Source organism: Mycolicibacterium sp. CBM1 (assembly GCF_054073305.1).
On sequence record NZ_JBSXPP010000016.1, the window covers coordinates 117,314 to 134,959 of the forward strand.

Below are 17,646 nucleotides of genomic sequence, written 5' to 3' on the forward strand. Positions count from 1 at the left end.
GCGACGCCTAGACTCAGCGCTGATGTCTGAAACAAGCGAGCTGCCGACCCAGGTGCGCGCCGCGCTGGCCAAGGTGATCGACCCTGAGCTGCGCCGGCCCATCACCGAACTGAACATGGTCAAGAGCATCTCGGTCGCCGATGACGGCGCCGTGCACGTCGAGATCTATCTGACCACCGCGGCCTGCCCGAAGAAGACCGAGATCACCGATCGGGTGCGCCAGGCCGTCGCCGACGTGCCGGGCACCGGCGCGGTCACCGTCGTGTTGGACGTGATGAACGACGAGCAGCGCACCGAACTGCGTAAGCAGCTGCGCGGCGACGCTGCCGAACCGGTGATCCCGTTCGCCCAGCCCGGTTCGCTGACCCGGGTGTACGCCGTGGCCTCCGGCAAGGGCGGGGTCGGAAAGTCAAGCGTCACGGTCAATCTCGCTGCCGCCATGGCGGCCCGCGGGTTGTCGGTCGGCGTGCTCGACGCCGATATCTACGGCCACTCGGTGCCGCGGATGATGGGCACCGACGACCGCCCGACTCAGGTCGAGTCGATGATCGTGCCGCCGATCGCCCACGAGGTGAAGGTGATCTCGATCGCCCAGTTCACCCAGGGCAACGCCCCGGTGGTGTGGCGCGGGCCGATGCTGCACCGCGCCCTGCAGCAGTTCCTGGCCGACGTCTACTGGGGCGACCTGGACGTCCTATTGCTGGATCTGCCGCCGGGCACCGGCGATGTGGCGATCTCGGTGGCCCAGCTGGTTCCCGGTGCCGAGATCCTGGTCGTGACGACCCCGCAACTGGCCGCGGCCGAGGTCGCCGAGCGCGCGGGGGCGATCGCCCTGCAGACCCGCCAGCGCATCGTGGGCGTGGTGGAGAACATGTCCGGGCTGCTGATGCCCGACGGGACGACAATGCAGATCTTCGGTGCTGGTGGCGGCCAGCAGGTCGCCGACAGTCTCACCCGCTCGGTCGGCGCCGATGTGCCGCTACTGGGTCAGGTGCCGCTGGATCCCGCGCTGGTCTCGGCGGGCGACTCGGGGGTGCCGCTGGTGCTCTCAGCGCCCGATTCGGCGGCGGGTAAGGAGCTGCGCGGGATCGCCGACAAGCTCGCCGCGCGCCGGCGTGGGCTGGCCGGGATGTCGCTGGGCCTGGATACCACCCGCCACGGCTGATCGAGTCTGCGCTGGGCGCGTGTGCTCAACCCGAATACCCACGCGCACCGCAGAGTCGATGCGCTGGGCGCAGAATCGGGGCCGATTCCTTAGGTCGCGTCGGAGTCGAACGGCGCCGGCGTGCCGGGCGGCAGCGGTTCGGGCGCGGGCGGTACCGGCTCCGGACCGCCGGCGCTGTGCGGCTTGTCGCTACCCGGTGTCGCCGACCCAGCGGCTCCGGGCGCCTGGAACGCCTCGTTGAGCCAGGAGTCGTCCCCGTCGAGCAGGTGTTTGGTCAGCGCGGCCCGCGGTGTCATCCCGCGCAGCTTCTGCAGTTCACTCAGCGGCTGACGCAGGTCGTCGAACTCGGGTCCGAGATCCTCGCGCAGTTGGCTGGTCGCGCCGCTGATGTAGTCACGAGCCTGGCGCAGCGTGCTCGACGTCCACCGGATAGCACCGGGCAGCCGTTCCGGGCCGAGGATCACCAGGCCCACCACCACCAGCAGGAGCATCTCGCCCCACCCGACGTTGGCGAACATCGCGTCAGTTGTCCGGCGCGGGGTTCACCGTAAGCGTGACCTTGCGGCCGTCCCGGATGACCTCGATGGGAGCGTCCTGCCCGATCTTGAGCTGGCGGATCGCGACGGCGAACTCGTCGGCGTCGGCCACGGTCCGGTTGCCGACCTTGACCACGATGTCGTTCTCCAGGATGCCAGCCTTCTCGGCGGGGCTGCCGGCCTTGACGTTGGCGACCTGCGCGCCCTGGGCGAGGTCGTTGCTGACCGACCGCGCCGACAGGCCCAGGGTGGGATGGGCGACCTTGCCGTCCTTGATCAACGCCTCGACGGTCTCCTTGACCTCGTTGACCGGGATCGCGAAGCCCAAGCCGCTGGCGCTGTCGGACAACGACTTGCCGGCCGTGTTGATGCCGATGACCTCGGAGTTCATGTTGATCAGTGGGCCACCGGAGTTGCCGTGGTTGATCGAGGCATCGGTCTGGATGGCATCGATGACAGTGTCGGTGTCCGAGCCCTCACCGGACAGCGGGATCGGCCGGTGCAACGCGCTGATGATGCCGTGTGTAACAGTGCTGCGCAGGCCCAGCGGGGCGCCGGCGGCGATGACCTCGTCACCGACGTGCACCTTGTCGGAGTCGCCGAAGCGGGCCACTGTCAGGTTGTCGACGTTGTCGACCTTCAGCACAGCCAGGTCGGTCTTGGGGTCGCGGCCGACCAGGTTGGCCGGTACCGCCTTGCCGTCGTTGAACACCACCGAGATTTTGAACTTGCTCGGGTTGGTGGCCGCCTCGGAGATGACGTGGTTGTTGGTGACGATGTAGCCGCGGCCGTCGACGACGACGCCCGAGCCCTGCGCGCCCTCCTCGTCACTCACCGCCTCGATCGTGACGACGGAATCGGCCACCGAGGCCGCCACTTTCGCGAACCGGCCAGGCGGAACCTCACCGGTGCTGTTAGTCGCCAACGACACCTTGGACGTGGTGAAGGCCTCGACGACTTCGGCGGTCTTGCGTCCGACCCAGCCGCCGGCGAAACCGATCAGGAGGGCGACGATGCCCAGCACTGCGAGCGCGACATAGGACACCCGTCCGCCGAACAGGACCTCCCGCACACCCAACTTGCCGGTGGGCCCGGCCGGCACGACCGACGCAGGCTGCTGCAGTGCCGGTGTGCCGAGTCCGGCGGCGGCAGACGGATCGCGCCACGGGTCCTCGACGTCGTCGGGCTCTTCCTTCTCGGCGCCCAGCGCCCCGGCATCGGCCGGGTGCCGCTGCAACGACTCACCGCCCGGGTACGGCCGGCCGAACGCTTCGGCGAGCACCGGGTCCGACGACTGGTCGGTGGGCCGGAAGCCGAGGTCGCCACGGTACTTGGCGGGACGCAGCTCCTCGGCGACGAACGACCCGTCGACACCCGTGGGCCGGCCGAATGCACGGCTGGCCGCCGGGTCGACGGGAGGGCGGGATACCGGGCGCGGAGCAAGCCGGGGACCGGTGCCGGAACTGTCTTGATTGGGTCTCAAGTTCAACCTCTGTCCAAGCGCTCAGTTCAGAGCGCGTGCTACGGGACCGAGCACGTCGCTGCTCGACTTCACGTCCACCCTACCGGCGCTTACGCCGGCCACGATCTGTGCCGTCAGCTAACTGGTCTGCGATTCCGGGCTCAAGCTCACCACCGGGCCGGCCCTGGCGCTGCGGTGCGGCCGGCTCATCCGGCGTGGACTGCGGAATCTGAGACAACAGCCCCAGAAGACTGCTCGGCATGCTGATCGGCAGTGAGTCGCGCAGTGCGGTCCTGGCCTGAGTCTGACCCTCGACCTCGGCAGCGCACTGCGGGCACAGCGACAAATGGTGCGCCGCGCGCAGGTAGGACTTCATTCGCAGCTCGCCGTCGACATAAGCGGCGATGGCCTCGGTGGATAGATGCTCGGTGGAGCCGAACTGGCGGGGCGCACCGACCGGGGCGTCGCTCTGGGAGGCGAACTGCGCGGGCAGCCAGGAGAACGCTCGCCGGAACATATGTCCACGGTCGACCACCACCAGCTCCTCTCGGTCACGCCGAAAATTCGTGCCGCTAGGTCGAATGTAGCGCGCGCAGACCCAAAGGACATGCCCTGACCGCACTTCGGAACCGCACCGGGACATAAGCGCCCGCGCTGGCCCGGGAGGGGTCAGACCCGATCGGCGACGAAGTCGTCCAGCCCGCGCTGACCGGAGTGCGTTGCCAGGTAGTCGCGCAGCGCCTGGCGGCCGCGGTGGATGCGGCTGCGGACAGTGCCCAGCTTCACCCCGAGCGTCGCCCCGATCTCCTCATAGGACAGACCTTCGATGTCGCACAGCACGACCGCGGCACGGAACTCCGGAGCCAACGAGTCCAGCGCGGCCTGCAGATCCGGACCGAGGCGCGAATCGTGGTAGATCTGCTCGGGGTTGGGCTCGTCGGCCGGCACCCGGTCGTAGTCCTCGGGCAGGGCTTCCATGCGGATGCGGCCGCGGCGGCGAACCATGTCGAGGAACAAGTTGGTCGTGATGCGGTGCAACCAGCCCTCGAAGGTGCCCGGCTGATAGTTCTGTACCGACCGGAACACGCGGATGAACGTCTCCTGGGTGAGATCCTCGGCGTCCTGGGGGTTGCCGGACAGGCGGTAGGCCAGCCGATACACCCGGTCGGCGTGCTGGCGAACCAGGTCGTCCCATGAGGGCATGGCCGTCCGGTCGCCCGTGGCGTCGAACACCGCGGTGCCCTGCAGCTCGTCGGACGGCTCGACCCACTCGGCGTCGGCGAACTGCTCGACATGCGACATGTGGGCGGGAGCCGTCATTGTGGTGGTCGTCGGATCCTCCTGGGTGATCTGCAGTGCGGGCTTGCCGCCCTCGGCTGCATCAAAGCTGTCAACACGAGCGCCATCGGGAGTATTCCCCGACCAGCGTTCCCGGTGTTCCATGCCCGCTACCGTTCCCCACACCGGTGTGGCGGCGATATGAGCGCAGTAAGCTTTGTCTGAGAAATAGTTTCGTTACCTTTTCTGTACTCCACCGATACCCAAAAATTCCGCTCGCAAATCCAGGGCACGGCATCGGTGTGTCGCGAGCCGTCCGCGACGCTTTTCCACCCCGGGCGCGCCTGCCCCCGCGCCGATCCGGGTGCTCTACGCTGCTGAGAATGGCCACCACCGAGGACCAATCCGGCCAGAACGGGCCGAGCCGCGCAGACCGCATCTTGGCCCATGCCGAAGGCTCGATCTCCGAGGACGCCATAGTCACGGCCGCCCGTGAGCGAGCCGTGGACACCGGCGCCGGAGCCGTGACTCCTGCGGTCGGAGCGCTACTGAGCGTGCTGGCGCGCCTGACCGGCGGCAAAGCCGTGGTCGAGGTCGGCACCGGTGCGGGCGTCAGCGGACTGTGGCTGCTCTCGGGCATGCGTGACGACGGCGTCCTGACGACGATCGACATCGAACCCGAACACCAGCGCATCGCCAAGCAGGCCTTCGCCGAGGCGGGGATCGGTCCGTCGCGCACCAGGTTGATCGCCGGGCGGGCTCAGGAGGTGCTCACCCGACTGGCCGACGAGTCTTATGACCTGGTGTTCATCGACGCGGCACCCGCCGACCACCCCGACTTCGTGGCCGAAGGCGTGCGCCTGCTGCGCTCCGGTGGAGCCATCGTCGTGCACCGGTCGGCACTCGGCGGGCGCGCCGGGGACCCGACGGCCAGCGATGCGGAGGTGACCGCGGTGCGCGAGGCGGCCCGACTGATCGCCGAGGACGACCGGCTCACCCCGGTGCAGCTACCCCTCGGCGACGGAATTCTGCTCGCCGCGCGCGACTAGCTGCCGCGTACCGTCCGCACGCTCGCGTGCCCGGCAGCCCCAGGCGCGCCGATAAGGAGTTCGGCCAGCCGTGCCGTAGCCGGGCTGACATCGGCCGGCAGGCGGGTGGCCACGTAGACGCGCCACAGGACGGGACTCGCGAGCTCGATCGTGCGCAGCTCCCGGGTCCGGCTCGCCTCACTCGCCGGCACCAGCGCGACGCCGGCGCCGCGCCGGATCAGTTCGGCCACCGCCGCGGGACTCAGCGTCAACTCGTGGCGGACGGGAGTATCGACACCGACGGCATGGAACGCCTCGTCCACCACACTGCGCAGGCCGTAGCCCGACGGGAAACCGAGCAGGGTCTCCCCCGCCAGGTCTGCGATGTCGACGATCTTGCGGCCGGCCAGGGGATGGTCGGACCGGCAGACGAACGTCAACGTGTCTTCGAAGAGCAGGGTCATGTCGAGTTGGGCCGGGAAACGCTGCGGCGCCGAGATCACCGCCAGGTCCAGGGTGCCCTCGACGAGCGCCGACAAATAGGCCCACGATCCACCGGGCGCCAGGTGCGAGCGCAACCGCACCCCGGGGTTCTCCCGGGCGAACCCAGACAGGGCCGCGACGTAGTCCAGCGGGCCCCACCAAACCAGCTGCCCGAACTCCACCGTGCCCGTGACGTTGCCCCCGGCGGTCTGCGCCGACTCCTTGGCTGCTTGGGCCGCGCGCAGGACCTCGGCAGCCCGATCCCGGAACTGTTCGCCCGCGCACGTGAGTTTGATGCGCTGACGGCTGCGGTCGAACAATTGCACGCCGAGTTCGTGTTCAAGTTTGCTGATACTCGTCGACAGTGCGGATTGCACGACGTTCGCCCGCTCTGCCGCACGAGAGAAACTCATCTCACCAGCGACAACCAGGAAGTATTCCAACTGGCGAAGTTCCACGGTCAGAACTTATCAGACCAGACATTGTTGCGCCGAAACGTTGCTACGCGCACGCATAGTGGAGATCTAGCAAATAAATATGAGCGTATTACATCGCGATCCGAAATAGGTTCGATCTAAAATCGTGATGTCATCGCAATTCAGGATCCCCTCAATCTAGATTTGTCTTTGGGTTTGCAATGAGCGACCTGCTTACATCGTCCACATCACCCAAATCCTGTGCGACACAACAAATATGGCGCGCAGGCAGAGCATGCCTTCGCGGGGTGGTTCAGGGGGAACCATGGATCAGCACATCAGCCCCGCATTCACGCTGGCATCGATTGCATCCGTCGCAGCGCTCCTAATCGGGGCGGCGATGAGCTCGGTCCTGCAAAGTCGCCGGGACCGCGCCGAGCGCGTCGTGGCAACCTGGTCCGAGCTGCGGATCACCAACACCTTTCTGATCCTGGGCCAACGCCGCAACGCACGGCGAATTCCACTCATCGGATTGACTGCCAGCGTCACCGAGACCGCAGAACCCGGCGATGGATCCGGCAAGCACCTGGTACACGTCACGGTCGAGGGCCTTGCCGAGGGCACCATCCGGCGATCCCAGCCCTACTCCTACGGCTCTATCGGCGCGGCGCGAACCTTCGAGATTCTGCTCAACCGCGCCGGTCGGCGCCGGCCGGCGCTGACCGTCATTGTCGACCGGTCGGAGTTGCCGCACGCCGCCTGAACGGCCCACCGAACGGTATCCACGGTTCTTTCTTGACCTAGGACTGAACGAGCGTTTAGCATCCTAAACATGCGTTCAACAGACCTGACCACTGCTGCTCGCATCCGCGACGCGGCCGTCGATCTGTTCGGCGCACGTGGTTTCGACGTCGGGGTGCGCGCCATCGCCGAGGCAGCGGGGGTCAGCCCCGGGCTGGTGATCCACCACTTCGGCTCCAAGGACGGCTTGCGCAAAGCGTGCGACGACTACATCGCCGAGGAGATCCGCAGCGAGAAGTCCGAGACCATCCGCTCCAGCGACCCGGCCACCTGGCTGGCGCAGGTCGCCGAGATCGAATCGTTCGCGCCGATGATGTCCTACCTGGTGCGCACCATGCAGACCGGCGGCGAACTGGCCAACCAGCTGTGGCGGACCATGATCGCCAATGTCGAGAGCTACCTCGACGAGGGCGTGCGGGCCGGCACCGTCAAACCCAGCCGAGACCCCGCCGCCCGGGCCAGATATCTGGGCATGGCCGGCGGCGGCGCATTCCTGCTGTACCTGCAACTGCACGACACCCCAACGGACATCCGGGCGGTGCTGCGCGACTACAGCAACGACATGATGCTGCCCGCTCTCGAGATCTACACCCAGGGCCTGATGACCGACTCGACGATGTTCGACGCATTCGCGGCTCGGCAGGACCTCTCAGCCCACCACGAAGGGGATGCTGATGGCGACGACATCGGCGACGTCGGCACGCGCTGATATCGCGGTCGAAATCCGCGGAATGACAAAGACATTCGGACACACCCGGGCACTCGACGGGTTGGATCTGATCGTCCGGGCCGGCTCGGTCACCGGATTCCTCGGGCCCAACGGGGCCGGGAAGTCGACCACCATCCGGATCCTGCTGGGGCTGTTGCGCGCCGACGCCGGAGCGGTGCGGCTGCTCGGTGGCGACCCGTGGCGTGACGCCGTCGCACTGCACCGGCGGATCGCCTACGTGCCCGGCGACGTGACGTTGTGGCCGAACCTCACCGGCGCCCAAGCCATCGACTTCCTGTGCGGCCTGCGCGGTGGGGCCCAGCAGTCGCGGCGCACCGAACTGATCGAGAGATTCGACCTCGATCCGCACAAGAAGGCCCGCACCTATTCCAAGGGCAACCGCCAGAAAGTCGCCCTCGTGGCCGCGTTCGCCACCGACGCCGAGATCTACATTCTGGATGAACCGACATCCGGGTTGGACCCGTTGATGGAGATCACCTTTCAGCAATGCGTACAGGAAGTGGCGGCCAAAGGCGCCGCGGTCCTGCTGTCGAGCCACATCCTGGCCGAGGTCGAGCAGATCTGTGACACGGTCACCATCGTCCGCTCCGGACGCACGGTGCAGTCCGGATCCCTGGCGCAGTTGCGCCATCTGACGCGGACCACCGTTACCGCCCGAACCCGCCACGACCCGGCCGAGGTGCGCCGCTGGCCCGGCGTGCACGACGTGCAGATCCACGACGGCGGCCAGGTCACGTTCTCGGTGGACCGCGACGCGATGGACGCCACCATGGGATGTCTCACCGGGTTGGGTATCGCAGACCTGACCGTCACCCCGGCATCGCTGGAAGACCTGTTCCTGCGCGAATATCGAAGTGCCGCACAATGACCGCCCCCGCGGCCGCCCGCATCGGGCGCCACCAGGCATCGTCGGGCTCCCCGTTGGCCGGTCTGGCCGCGGTCATCCGGTTCACGTTGTTGCGGGACCGGATCCGGCTGGGGGCGTGGGTCGCGGTACTGACGGCGATGATGGTCTACGCGCCGAACGGGATCAAACTGGCCTACCCCGACGAGGCGCAGCGCCGGGCCCGGGTCGAATTGCTGAAGACCCCCGCGGGAGTGATGTTGGGCGGCCCCGCGTTCGGTGTCCGCGAGACCGAACTGGGTGTCATGATGGCCAACGAGCTGATGCTCACCATGATCGTCGCGGCATCGATCATGGCCATCCTCACCGTCATCCGCCACACCCGCGCCGAGGAGGAGGACGGTGCCGCCGAGCTGGTGCTAGCCGCGGCGGTCGGTCGCCATGCCCGTACCACCGCGGCGGTGATCGTGATGGGGGCCGTCAACGCCGTTCTGGCGGTGACGATGACTATCGCCATGGCCGCAACGGGTTTCGGTGTCGTCGACACCGCGGCGATGTGTCTGGGCATCGTGGCGGTCGCCACGGTCTTCGGGGCGCTGGCCGCGCTCGCCGCCCAGTTGTGGCGTCAGGCGCGCACCGCGAAGGCAGCCGCGCTGGCGACACTGGGTGCCGCTGTGCTGGTACGTGGCGCCGGAGACGTCATCGACAACTCCGGCAGCCCATTGAGCTGGTTCTCCCCCATCGCCTGGGCGCAGCAGATGCGGGCCTTCGTCGCACTGCGCTGGTGGCCGCTGGTACTACTGGCCCTGCTGATCGTCGTAGTGGTCAGTGCCGCACTGCTACTGGAGAGTCGGCGCCAGTACGACGAGGGCGTGTTGAGTACGTCCGCGGAACACCCCCGCGCCACACCGGTCGGCGGCATCTTCGGCCTGCAACTGGTGACCCACCGCGGGTTGACGACAGGCTGGTCGATCGCTCTTCTGGTGGCCGGGACGGCCTTTGGCTCGATGGCGACGTCACTTCTCGACGCCGCCCACGGCAACGAGCTGCTGGCCCGGGTCCTCACGACACACGGGATCGACGGCGTGTACACCACGATGTCGCAGTTCCTGGCCGCGGCGACCACCGCCTACGTGGTCACCGTGGTCGTGGGGCTGCACCGCGACGAACGGTCCGGCATCGGCGAGGCCGTGCTGGCCGGATCGGTATCACGCTGGGCCTGGTTGGTCTCCGCGGTTCTCGCGGCCCTGACCGGTGCGGTGATACTGCTGGCCTGCGCCGGCCTCGGCAATGGTGTGGGGGCTGCCCTCACGGTCGGCGACCCGCACCTGATCATCCGGCTCACCGGCGCCGCGCTGGCGTTCCTGCCCGCCATGGCCGTCGTGGCCGGTGTCGCCGCACTCGGGGTGGCGGTGCGCGGTCCCGGCCTCGGTTGGCTGGCGGTCACCTGCGTCGTGGCCGCACTGTACCTCGGCGCCCTACTTCGGCTGCCGCGCTGGCTGATCGACGCATCCCCCGTCGGGCGCACCACCGCACCATCGTCGATTTCCGTTGTAGCGCTGGGCACGATGACCGCGATCGCGGTTGTTCTCACGCTCGCTGCCGGATTCCTCTACCGCCGCCGCGATCTTGGTTGAGGGCTGAGAATGTCGAACACGTTGCGAGTGGTGTTGTCATCGGTGGCCAGCTTCGCGGGCTTCCTGCTCGTGCTGTTCCTACCGGCGGGCACGCTGGACTACTGGCAGGGCTGGACGTTCATCGGCGTGTTCGCCGTCGTGTCATTGCTGCCCACGTTGCATCTGGGTCGGGAGGATCCGGCAACGGTCGAGCGCCGCATGCACGCCGGACCGCTCGCCGAGACACGCACGGTGCAGAAGGCGGTGGTGGTCGGGATCGTCGGGTGCTTCTTCGGAATGCTCGTGGTGGCAGGCCTCGACCGACGGTTCGGCTGGTCCAACACGCCCGCCGTCGTATCGGTGCTCGGGGATGTGATGGAGGCGGTCGGCTTGGGCGTAGCCATGTTGGTGGTCTTCCAAAACCGTTACGCCGCAGCTAATATCGTCGTCGAGAGAGAGCAGCCGCTGGTGACCACCGGGCTCTATGGCTCGTGCGGCATCCGATGTACTCGGGCAGCGTGGTCATGATGATCGGCATCCCGCTCGCGCTGGGGTCCTACTGGGCGCTGCTCGGCGCGATCGTTGGCGTGATGCTGCTTGTCGTGCGCATCATCGACGAGGAGAAGATGCTGTACGCCGAACTCGCCGGCTACGACCAGTACATGCAAAAGGTGCGCTACCGATTGGCGCCGCCGGCCTGGTAGTCGGCGCTAAGGTGACCCGTGTGGAGCTGATGACCGGGTTCGGCCTGGCCACCGCGGCGGGGCTCAACGCCTACATCCCGCTGTTGGCCATGGGTCTGCTCGGCCGGTTCACCAACCTGATCACCCTGCCGCACACGTGGTCGTGGCTCGAGAACGGCTGGATCATCGCGATCGTCGCGGTGCTGCTGGCGGTGGAGATCGTCGCCGACAAGATCCCCGCGTTGGACTCCGTCAACGACGCGGTGCAGACCTTCGTGCGGCCGACCGCGGGCGGGATCGTGTTCGGCTCGGGCACGGCGGCCCAGACGGCGGCAGTGGCCGATCCCGGCGACTTCGTCCGCAGCGGCCAGTGGGTGCCGGTGACGATCGGCGTGGTGACCGCTCTGGTGGTGCATCTGACGAAGACGGCGGTGCGCCCCGCGGCCAACGTGGCCACCGCCGGGACCGCTGCACCGGTGCTGAGCACGATCGAGGACATCGCCAGCGTAAGTCTGGTTTTCGTGGCGATCCTGATCCCCGCGCTGGTGCTCGTGGTGGTGGTGGCGCTGGCGTGGGCGGCCGTCGCGCTCTTGCTCCGTCGACGACGGCGCAAGGCGGCGCAGCGACCGGTTTAGCCGCTCCGCCGCGGGGCACAGCGCTCAGGCGGGTCTAGGACGAATCGACCCGCTCTACGTCGCGCGCCGTCAGCCAGCCGGACACTCGCCGATCCGCCCACCGTGCGCCAGCCCAACTCCATTGCTGTCGAACCGGATTCGGGCACGCTCGTGGTCACCGGCAGTGATCCCGACGGCAGCAGTAGCGTCCAGCGTATCGGCGGCGATGGGCTTGCGCCCGGCTAGATCCAAACACCCTTGCCGACGGCGACCACGCCACCCGAACTGATCGCGAAGCGCTCCCGGTCCTTCTCCAGATCGACCCCGACCATCTCGCCGGGGCCGACCACGACGTTCTTGTCCAGGATCGCGTGGCGCACCACCGCGCCGCGGCCCACCCGCACACCCGGCATCAGCACACTGCCTTCGACGATGGCACCGTCTTCGATGACGACGTTGCTCGACAGCACCGAGTTGCGCACCGAGGCGGCCGAGATGATGCTGCCGGCACCGACGACCGACTCCTGGGCGGAGCCGCCGTTGACGAACTTGGCGGGGGCAAGGTTCTCGGACTCGCCGCGGATCGGCCAGCGCTTGTTGTACAGGTTGAACACCGGGTGCACCGACACCAGATCCATATGCGCGTCGTAGAACGCGTCGAGGGTCCCGACGTCGCGCCAGTAGCCGTGGTCGCGCTCGGTGGCACCGGGCACCTCGTTGTTCTTGAAGTCGTAGACGGCGGCCATGCCGTCGGAGACCAGCCGCGGGATGATGTCGCCGCCCATGTCGTGGTCGGAGTTGTCGTCGTCGGCGTCGGCACGAATGGCGTCGATGAGCACCTTCGTGGTGAAGATGTAGTTGCCCATCGAGACGAAGGTCTGTTCCGGGTCGTCGGGGGTGCCCGGCGGGTCGGCCGGCTTCTCGACGAACTCCTTGATGCGACCGGACTCGTCGGCGTCGATGCAGCCGAACGCGTGCGCCTCGGCCCTGGGCACCCGGATGCCGGCAACCGTTGCGCCGGCGCCGCTCTCGATATGGAAATGCAGCATCTGCTCGGGGTCCATCCGGTACACGTGGTCGGCACCGAACACCACGATGTAGTCGGGGTCCTCGTCGTAGATCAGGTTCAGCGACTGGTAGATCGCGTCGGCGGAGCCGGTGTACCAGCGGGGGCCGAGGCGCTGCTGGGCCGGCACCGGGGTGATGTATTCACCGGCCAGGCCGGACAGCCGCCAGTTCTGCGAGATGTGCCGGTCCAGAGAATGCGACTTGTACTGGGTGAGCACACAGATCCGCAAGTAGCGCGCGTTGACCAGATTCGACAGCACGAAATCGATCAGCCGGTAGGCGCCCCCGAAGGGAACCGCGGGCTTGGCTCGGTCGGCGGTCAGCGGATACAGGCGCTTGCCCTCTCCGCCGGCCAGGACGATGCCCAGCACGTGTGGCAATTCCCTCATGCTGCAAACCTAGTGGCACGCGCTACCAACGGCTAGGCCATTGGCCCTTTTGCAGCTCGCTGTGTCGCGACTTGGGGTCGACTTGAGGTCGCGCGCAAGCACGTTGACCACAAACGCGTCGGCGACAAACACCGCGACCACGAACAACTCGACGACCTCGGACCACAATGCTGCATCGGCGCTCCGCTGCCACTACCGTCTGGCGTATGCGGGTGGCGATGATGACTCGGGAGTATCCACCCGAGGTTTACGGCGGGGCGGGCGTGCACGTGACGGAACTCGTCGCGCAGTTGCGCCGGCTGTGCGAGGTGGACGTGCACTGTATGGGCGCCCCGCGCCCCGGAGCCTTCGTCCACCAACCGGATCCGGCGCTCAGGGGTGCCAACCCGGCCCTGTCCACGCTGTCGGCGGACCTGGTGATGGCCAACGCGGCCGCCGACGCGACCGTGGTGCACTCGCACACCTGGTACACCGGGATGGCCGGCCACGTGGCCGCGCTCTTGCACGGTGTGCCCCATGTCCTGACCGCGCACTCACTGGAACCGCTGCGGCCGTGGAAGGCCGAACAACTCGGTGGCGGCTACCGGGTGTCGCTGTGGGTGGAGCGCACGGCCGTCGAGGGCGCCGACGCGGTGATCGCCGTCAGCTCGGGGATGCGCGAGGACGTGCTGTCGGTCTATCCCGCGTTGGATCCCAACCGGGTTCACGTGGTGAAGAACGGAATCGACACCGACGTCTGGTATCCGGCGCCACCGGAGCGTGGTGAGTCGGTGCTGGCCGAACTCGGCGTCGACCCGGACCGGCCGATGGTGGCCTTCGTGGGGCGCATCACCCGGCAGAAGGGCGTGCCGCACCTGATCGCGGCCGCGCACCGCTTCGACCCGGACATCCAGCTGGTGTTGTGTGCCGGCGCACCCGACACACCGGAGATCGCCGCCGAAGTTAGCACGGCGGTCCAGCGATTAGCCGAACGCCGCAGCGGAGTGTTCTGGGTACAGGAGTTCCTGCCCATCGGGAAGATCCGCGAAATCCTCTCGGCAGCAACGGCCTTCATTTGTCCGTCGGTGTATGAGCCGCTGGGTATCGTCAACCTCGAGGCGATGGCCTGCGGCACCGCCGTCGTCGCGTCCGACGTGGGCGGTATTCCCGAGGTGGTCGACGACGGGGTGACGGGAGCGCTGGTGCACTACGAGGCGGCCGACCCCGCGGGCTTCGAGGCTGGGCTGGCCGAAGCGGTGAACGCGGTGGTGAGTGATCCCGAGCGGGCCCGCCGGTACGGCACGGCGGGGCGGCAACGCTGTATCGAGGAGTTCTCCTGGGCGCACATCGCCGACCAGACTCTGGAGATCTACCGCAAAGTGTCGGCGTGAGCCTGCCGGCAGAGTGAAACCCCGCGCCCTCGCGCGGGGTTTCATCGGTCGATCAGTTAGCTGGTGACGTTCTTGAGTTCGTCACCCAGGGCGGCCGCTTCATCGGGCGTCAACTCCACGACGAGCCGTCCACCGCCCTCCAGCGGTACTCGCATCACGATGCCGCGCCCCTCCTTGGTTGCTTCCAGCGGACCGTCACCAGTCCGGGGCTTCATCGCCGCCATCGAGCACTCCCTCCAGATTCGAGCCGGCCCGTCTTCGCGGACCCACCGGCGCCGGGAACATGGCTGGTGCACCCGGCACTGAACTGCTTGTTTTCGATTCTATTGTTCCTCATCGGCCGACCGGGGTGTGAAGCACCCGATTGGGGCCTTTGGACTCCCCCGTCAGCTGTCCGGGCACCCAGCACGAGGCGACGTGGTCGTCGACCATGCCGGTTGCCTGCATGAGCGCATATGCGGTGGTCGGACCGACGAAGCGAAATCCCCGTTTCTTGAGGTCCTTGGCCATCGCCTGGGATTCGGGACTCAGCGCCGGGACGTCGGCCATGGTCGCGGGGCGGGGTCGCCGCGGCGGCGCGTACGACCAGAGCAGGTCGGACAGGTCGACGTCGAGGTCGGCCGCGGCCCGAGCATTGGCGATGGTGGCCTCGATCTTGGCCCGGTTGCGCACGATGCCGGCATCGGCCATCAGCCGGGTGACGTCGCGGTCGGTGTAGGCAGCCACCGTCTCGATGTCGAAGCGAGCGAACGCCTGACGGAAGTTCTCCCGCTTGCGCAGGATGATCAGCCAGGACAGGCCGCTCTGGAAGGCCTCCAGGCTCATCCGCTCGAACAGCGCGTCCCGGCCGCGCAGCACCCGACCCCACTCCTGATCGTGGTAGTCGCGGTAGAGCACCGACTGCATCTGGGCCCATTCGCAGCGGCTGCGCCCGTCATCCTCGGCCGGGACTGTCACACCGGCTCCCCGTCCGTGGCGGGGGCGGCGTGGTGGGTGACGGCAGGTTCGTCCAGGCCGGCGGCGGCACGGACGGCGGCGAGCTCGCCACGCAGCTGGTCGAGTTCAGCGCCGAGGCGGTCGAGGACCCAGTCCACCTCACTGGTCTTGTAGCCGCGCAACACCTGGGTGAACTTCACCGCCTCGACGTCGGCGCCGGTGACACCGGAGGCCGGCAACACGGTGGCGGTGGTCGCCCGCGGCAGCGGGGGCAGTTCCTCGCCCCGGCCGAAGACCAGGCTCGCCACCCCGAACAGGACGATGCCGATCAAAATCAGCACCACGAGGTAGAGCAGGATCAACGTCACGTCAACGATATTGCCTTAATCGGCCGACAAGGCCGCCGCCGAGCGCGTATTTCAGCGCAGGGTGTTCATCGGCGGCCGGTCTGCCAGCGACACCGTCGTCGTGCGGGGCAGGTAGCCGTCGGCGCCGTCGGGCAGGAACTGGGTGAGCCCCACCCCCGAGTCGTCGATGCCGCACCGCGACAGCAGGGTCGCGATGACCTGGCGGCTCATCGCGCCCAGTTCGGTCAGCGGACGGTTGCGGTGGGTCCGTACACCCAGATTCACCTGCGCAATGCCGTTGAGGCCCAGCCGGTCGTAGGTGTCGACCAGCAGCCCGATCTCCACTCCATAGCCCGGTGCAAACGGCACCGAGGTGAGCAGTTCGCGGGTACCGGCGTACTCGCCGCCCAGCGGCTGCAGCACGCAGCCCAGCTCGGGGCGCAGCGCGGCCAGCAGCGGGCGGGCGACCAGCTCGGTGACCCGGCCGCCCCCGTTCGCGTCCTCACCCTTGCCGACCTTCAGCGGCCGCCGGTAGAAACCCTTGACCAGGTGGATCCCGTCACCGGTGAGCAGCGGCCCGACCAGCCGCGGCACGAACATCGGGTCGGGGTCGATCAGGTCGGAGTCGATGAACACGATGATGTCGCCGGTGGTGGCCGCCAGCGACCGCCACAGCACCTCGCCCTTGCCCGGCTGCGGCACGATCTCGGGCAGTGCCTGCTCGCGGCTGACGACCCGGGCACCCGCGGCGATCGCCTCGATCTCGGTGCCGTCGGTGGAGCCGGAGTCCAACACGATGATCTCGTCGACCAGACCGCCCAGCAGGGGGCGGACCGTCCCGATCACCGATCCGACGGTCTCCTCCTCGTTGAGCGCGGGAAGGACGACGGAGATCGTGCGGCCTCGTTTCGCGGCCACGAGTTCGGCGACGGTCCAGTCCGGGCGGCTCCAGCTGTGATCGGACAGCCAGGTGTCACCGGGAAGTGTGTCGTTGGCCATCAGTTCGGTCATGCCAGTCCCCTCACCGTCCGCGTGGGCGGACGCTCACCGTGGATCGACGCGACCATTTCCAGCACGCGCCGGGTGGGACCCACTTCGTGCACCCGGAACATCCGGGCGCCGGCGGCGGCAGCCAGGGCCGTCGCCGCCAGGGTGCCCTCGAGGCGTTGGGTGAGCTCCACTCCCAAAGTCTCCCCGACAAAATCCTTGTTACTCAGGGCCATCAGGACGGGCCATCCGGTCTTAACAAGATCTTTTACATGGCGCAACAAAGTAAGACCGTGATAAGTGTTCTTGCCGAAATCGTGGGTGGGGTCGATGAGGATCGCCTCGCGAGCGACGCCCATCGAGGCCGCCCGCTCGGCCGCGGCGGTCACCTCCGCGATCACGGCGTCGACCACCCCGGTCACGGTGGTGCCGTAGTTGACCCGGAACGGGCGGGTGCGCGGTATGGCGCCGCCGGTGTGCGAGCACACCAGCCCGGCCCCGAACTCGGCCGCCACCTCCGGCAACCGAGGATCGGCGCCGGCCCAGGTGTCGTTGATCAGGTCCGCGCCGGCCGCGCAGGCCTGCTTGGCCACCTCGGACCGCCAGGTGTCCACGCTGATCAGCTGATCGGGGTATTCGGCGCGCAGCCACTCGATGAACGGCACGACGCGGGCGATCTCCTCGTCGGCGTCGACCACCGTTCCCGGGCCGGCCTTGACGCCACCAACGTCGACCACGTCTGCGCCGTCGGCGACGACCCGGTGCGCGGCCTGCTTGGCGGCCTCGTCGGTGAACGTCGCACCCCGGTCGTAGAACGAGTCCGGCGTGCGGTTGACGATCGCCATGATTAGCGCGCGATCACCAGCAACCGGCCGGCCGCAGAACGTCGACGT

19 protein-coding genes and 1 pseudogene are annotated in these 17,646 nt (G+C 67.9%); 9 read left to right on the forward strand and 11 right to left on the reverse strand.

Annotated features, from left to right (window positions below):
- Positions 1-22 precede the first annotated feature (22 nt).
- Positions 23-1,165 (forward strand): Mrp/NBP35 family ATP-binding protein, encoded by a 1,143-nt coding sequence (locus ACXDF8_RS20310; RefSeq protein ID WP_457225078.1) that lies wholly within the window; start codon positions 23-25, stop codon positions 1,163-1,165.
- Between the two features lie 89 nt (positions 1,166-1,254).
- On the opposite strand, the gene tatB is transcribed toward ACXDF8_RS20310, so the two are convergent.
- From tatB to sigE, 4 genes are all read right to left on the reverse strand, one after another.
- Positions 1,255-1,683 carry a Sec-independent protein translocase protein TatB gene (tatB, locus tag ACXDF8_RS20315; protein WP_457225079.1) on the reverse strand — a complete coding sequence of 143 codons (429 nt, stop codon included), beginning with the start codon at positions 1,681-1,683 and terminating at the stop codon, positions 1,255-1,257.
- A gap of 4 nt (positions 1,684-1,687) precedes the next feature.
- Positions 1,688-3,184 (reverse strand): serine protease HtrA, encoded by a 1,497-nt coding sequence (gene htrA, locus ACXDF8_RS20320; protein ID WP_457225080.1) that lies wholly within the window; start codon positions 3,182-3,184, stop codon positions 1,688-1,690.
- A 79-nt stretch (positions 3,185-3,263) separates the two neighbouring features.
- Positions 3,264-3,698: an anti-sigma E factor RseA gene (gene rseA, locus ACXDF8_RS20325; RefSeq protein WP_457225081.1), complete on the reverse strand. Its 435-nt coding sequence runs from the start codon at positions 3,696-3,698 to the stop codon at positions 3,264-3,266.
- 134 nt (positions 3,699-3,832) lie between these two features.
- Positions 3,833-4,606: an RNA polymerase sigma factor SigE gene (sigE, locus tag ACXDF8_RS20330; RefSeq protein WP_457225082.1), complete on the reverse strand. Its 774-nt coding sequence runs from the start codon at positions 4,604-4,606 to the stop codon at positions 3,833-3,835.
- Positions 4,607-4,824: 218 nt separating this feature from the next.
- Here sigE and ACXDF8_RS20335 point away from each other — a divergent pair, with 218 nt between their 5' ends.
- Positions 4,825-5,490, forward strand: coding sequence for an O-methyltransferase (locus ACXDF8_RS20335; RefSeq protein WP_457225083.1), 666 nt, complete (start codon positions 4,825-4,827; stop codon positions 5,488-5,490).
- Here ACXDF8_RS20335 and ACXDF8_RS20340 read toward each other — a convergent pair.
- A complete protein-coding gene (locus ACXDF8_RS20340; protein ID WP_457225084.1) occupies positions 5,487-6,410 on the reverse strand; it encodes a LysR family transcriptional regulator in 924 nt (307 codons plus the stop codon). The genes ACXDF8_RS20335 and ACXDF8_RS20340 overlap by 4 nt on opposite strands.
- Before the next feature lie 283 nt (positions 6,411-6,693).
- Between ACXDF8_RS20340 and ACXDF8_RS20345 the strand changes: the two genes are divergently transcribed.
- From ACXDF8_RS20345 to ACXDF8_RS20370, 6 genes and pseudogenes are all read left to right on the forward strand, one after another.
- On the forward strand, positions 6,694-7,131 hold the full coding sequence (locus ACXDF8_RS20345) for a hypothetical protein (RefSeq protein WP_457225085.1): 438 nt from the start codon (positions 6,694-6,696) through the stop codon (positions 7,129-7,131).
- Positions 7,132-7,200: 69 nt separating this feature from the next.
- Positions 7,201-7,878, forward strand: a complete 678-nt coding sequence (locus tag ACXDF8_RS20350) for a TetR/AcrR family transcriptional regulator (RefSeq protein ID WP_457225086.1) — start codon at positions 7,201-7,203, stop codon at positions 7,876-7,878.
- Positions 7,844-8,767 carry an ABC transporter ATP-binding protein gene (locus ACXDF8_RS20355; protein ID WP_457225087.1) on the forward strand — a complete coding sequence of 308 codons (924 nt, stop codon included), beginning with the start codon at positions 7,844-7,846 and terminating at the stop codon, positions 8,765-8,767. Before ACXDF8_RS20350 ends, ACXDF8_RS20355 begins: the two co-directional genes overlap by 35 nt.
- A complete protein-coding gene (locus ACXDF8_RS20360; protein WP_457225088.1) occupies positions 8,764-10,380 on the forward strand; it encodes an ABC transporter permease in 1,617 nt (538 codons plus the stop codon). The genes ACXDF8_RS20355 and ACXDF8_RS20360 overlap by 4 nt, the downstream gene beginning before the upstream one ends.
- 9 nt (positions 10,381-10,389) lie before the next feature.
- Positions 10,390-11,063: pseudogene (locus ACXDF8_RS20365) on the forward strand (methyltransferase family protein).
- Between the two features lie 20 nt (positions 11,064-11,083).
- Positions 11,084-11,677 (forward strand): DUF4126 domain-containing protein, encoded by a 594-nt coding sequence (locus ACXDF8_RS20370; protein ID WP_457225089.1) that lies wholly within the window; start codon positions 11,084-11,086, stop codon positions 11,675-11,677.
- Between the two features lie 221 nt (positions 11,678-11,898).
- On the opposite strand, the gene glgC is transcribed toward ACXDF8_RS20370, so the two are convergent.
- Positions 11,899-13,113, reverse strand: coding sequence for a glucose-1-phosphate adenylyltransferase (gene glgC / locus ACXDF8_RS20375; protein WP_457225090.1), 1,215 nt, complete (start codon positions 13,111-13,113; stop codon positions 11,899-11,901).
- A gap of 206 nt (positions 13,114-13,319) precedes the next feature.
- Here glgC and glgA point away from each other — a divergent pair, with 206 nt between their 5' ends.
- On the forward strand, positions 13,320-14,483 hold the full coding sequence (gene glgA, locus ACXDF8_RS20380; protein ID WP_457225091.1) for a glycogen synthase: 1,164 nt from the start codon (positions 13,320-13,322) through the stop codon (positions 14,481-14,483).
- A 56-nt stretch (positions 14,484-14,539) separates the two neighbouring features.
- Here the strand turns inward: glgA and ACXDF8_RS20385 are convergent, their stop codons facing one another.
- From ACXDF8_RS20385 to folP, 5 genes are all read right to left on the reverse strand, one after another.
- On the reverse strand, positions 14,540-14,707 hold the full coding sequence (locus ACXDF8_RS20385) for a DUF3117 domain-containing protein (protein WP_005059648.1): 168 nt from the start codon (positions 14,705-14,707) through the stop codon (positions 14,540-14,542).
- A 109-nt stretch (positions 14,708-14,816) separates the two neighbouring features.
- Positions 14,817-15,440, reverse strand: a complete 624-nt coding sequence (locus ACXDF8_RS20390) for a DNA-3-methyladenine glycosylase I (RefSeq protein WP_457225092.1) — start codon at positions 15,438-15,440, stop codon at positions 14,817-14,819.
- A complete protein-coding gene (locus tag ACXDF8_RS20395) occupies positions 15,437-15,787 on the reverse strand; it encodes a DivIVA domain-containing protein (protein ID WP_457225093.1) in 351 nt (116 codons plus the stop codon). The genes ACXDF8_RS20390 and ACXDF8_RS20395 overlap by 4 nt, the downstream gene beginning before the upstream one ends.
- A gap of 51 nt (positions 15,788-15,838) precedes the next feature.
- Positions 15,839-16,777, reverse strand: coding sequence for a glucosyl-3-phosphoglycerate synthase (locus ACXDF8_RS20400; RefSeq protein WP_457225094.1), 939 nt, complete (start codon positions 16,775-16,777; stop codon positions 15,839-15,841).
- A complete protein-coding gene (gene folP / locus ACXDF8_RS20405; RefSeq protein WP_457225120.1) occupies positions 16,774-17,598 on the reverse strand; it encodes a dihydropteroate synthase in 825 nt (274 codons plus the stop codon). Before folP ends, ACXDF8_RS20400 begins: the two co-directional genes overlap by 4 nt.
- Positions 17,599-17,646 lie beyond the last annotated feature (48 nt).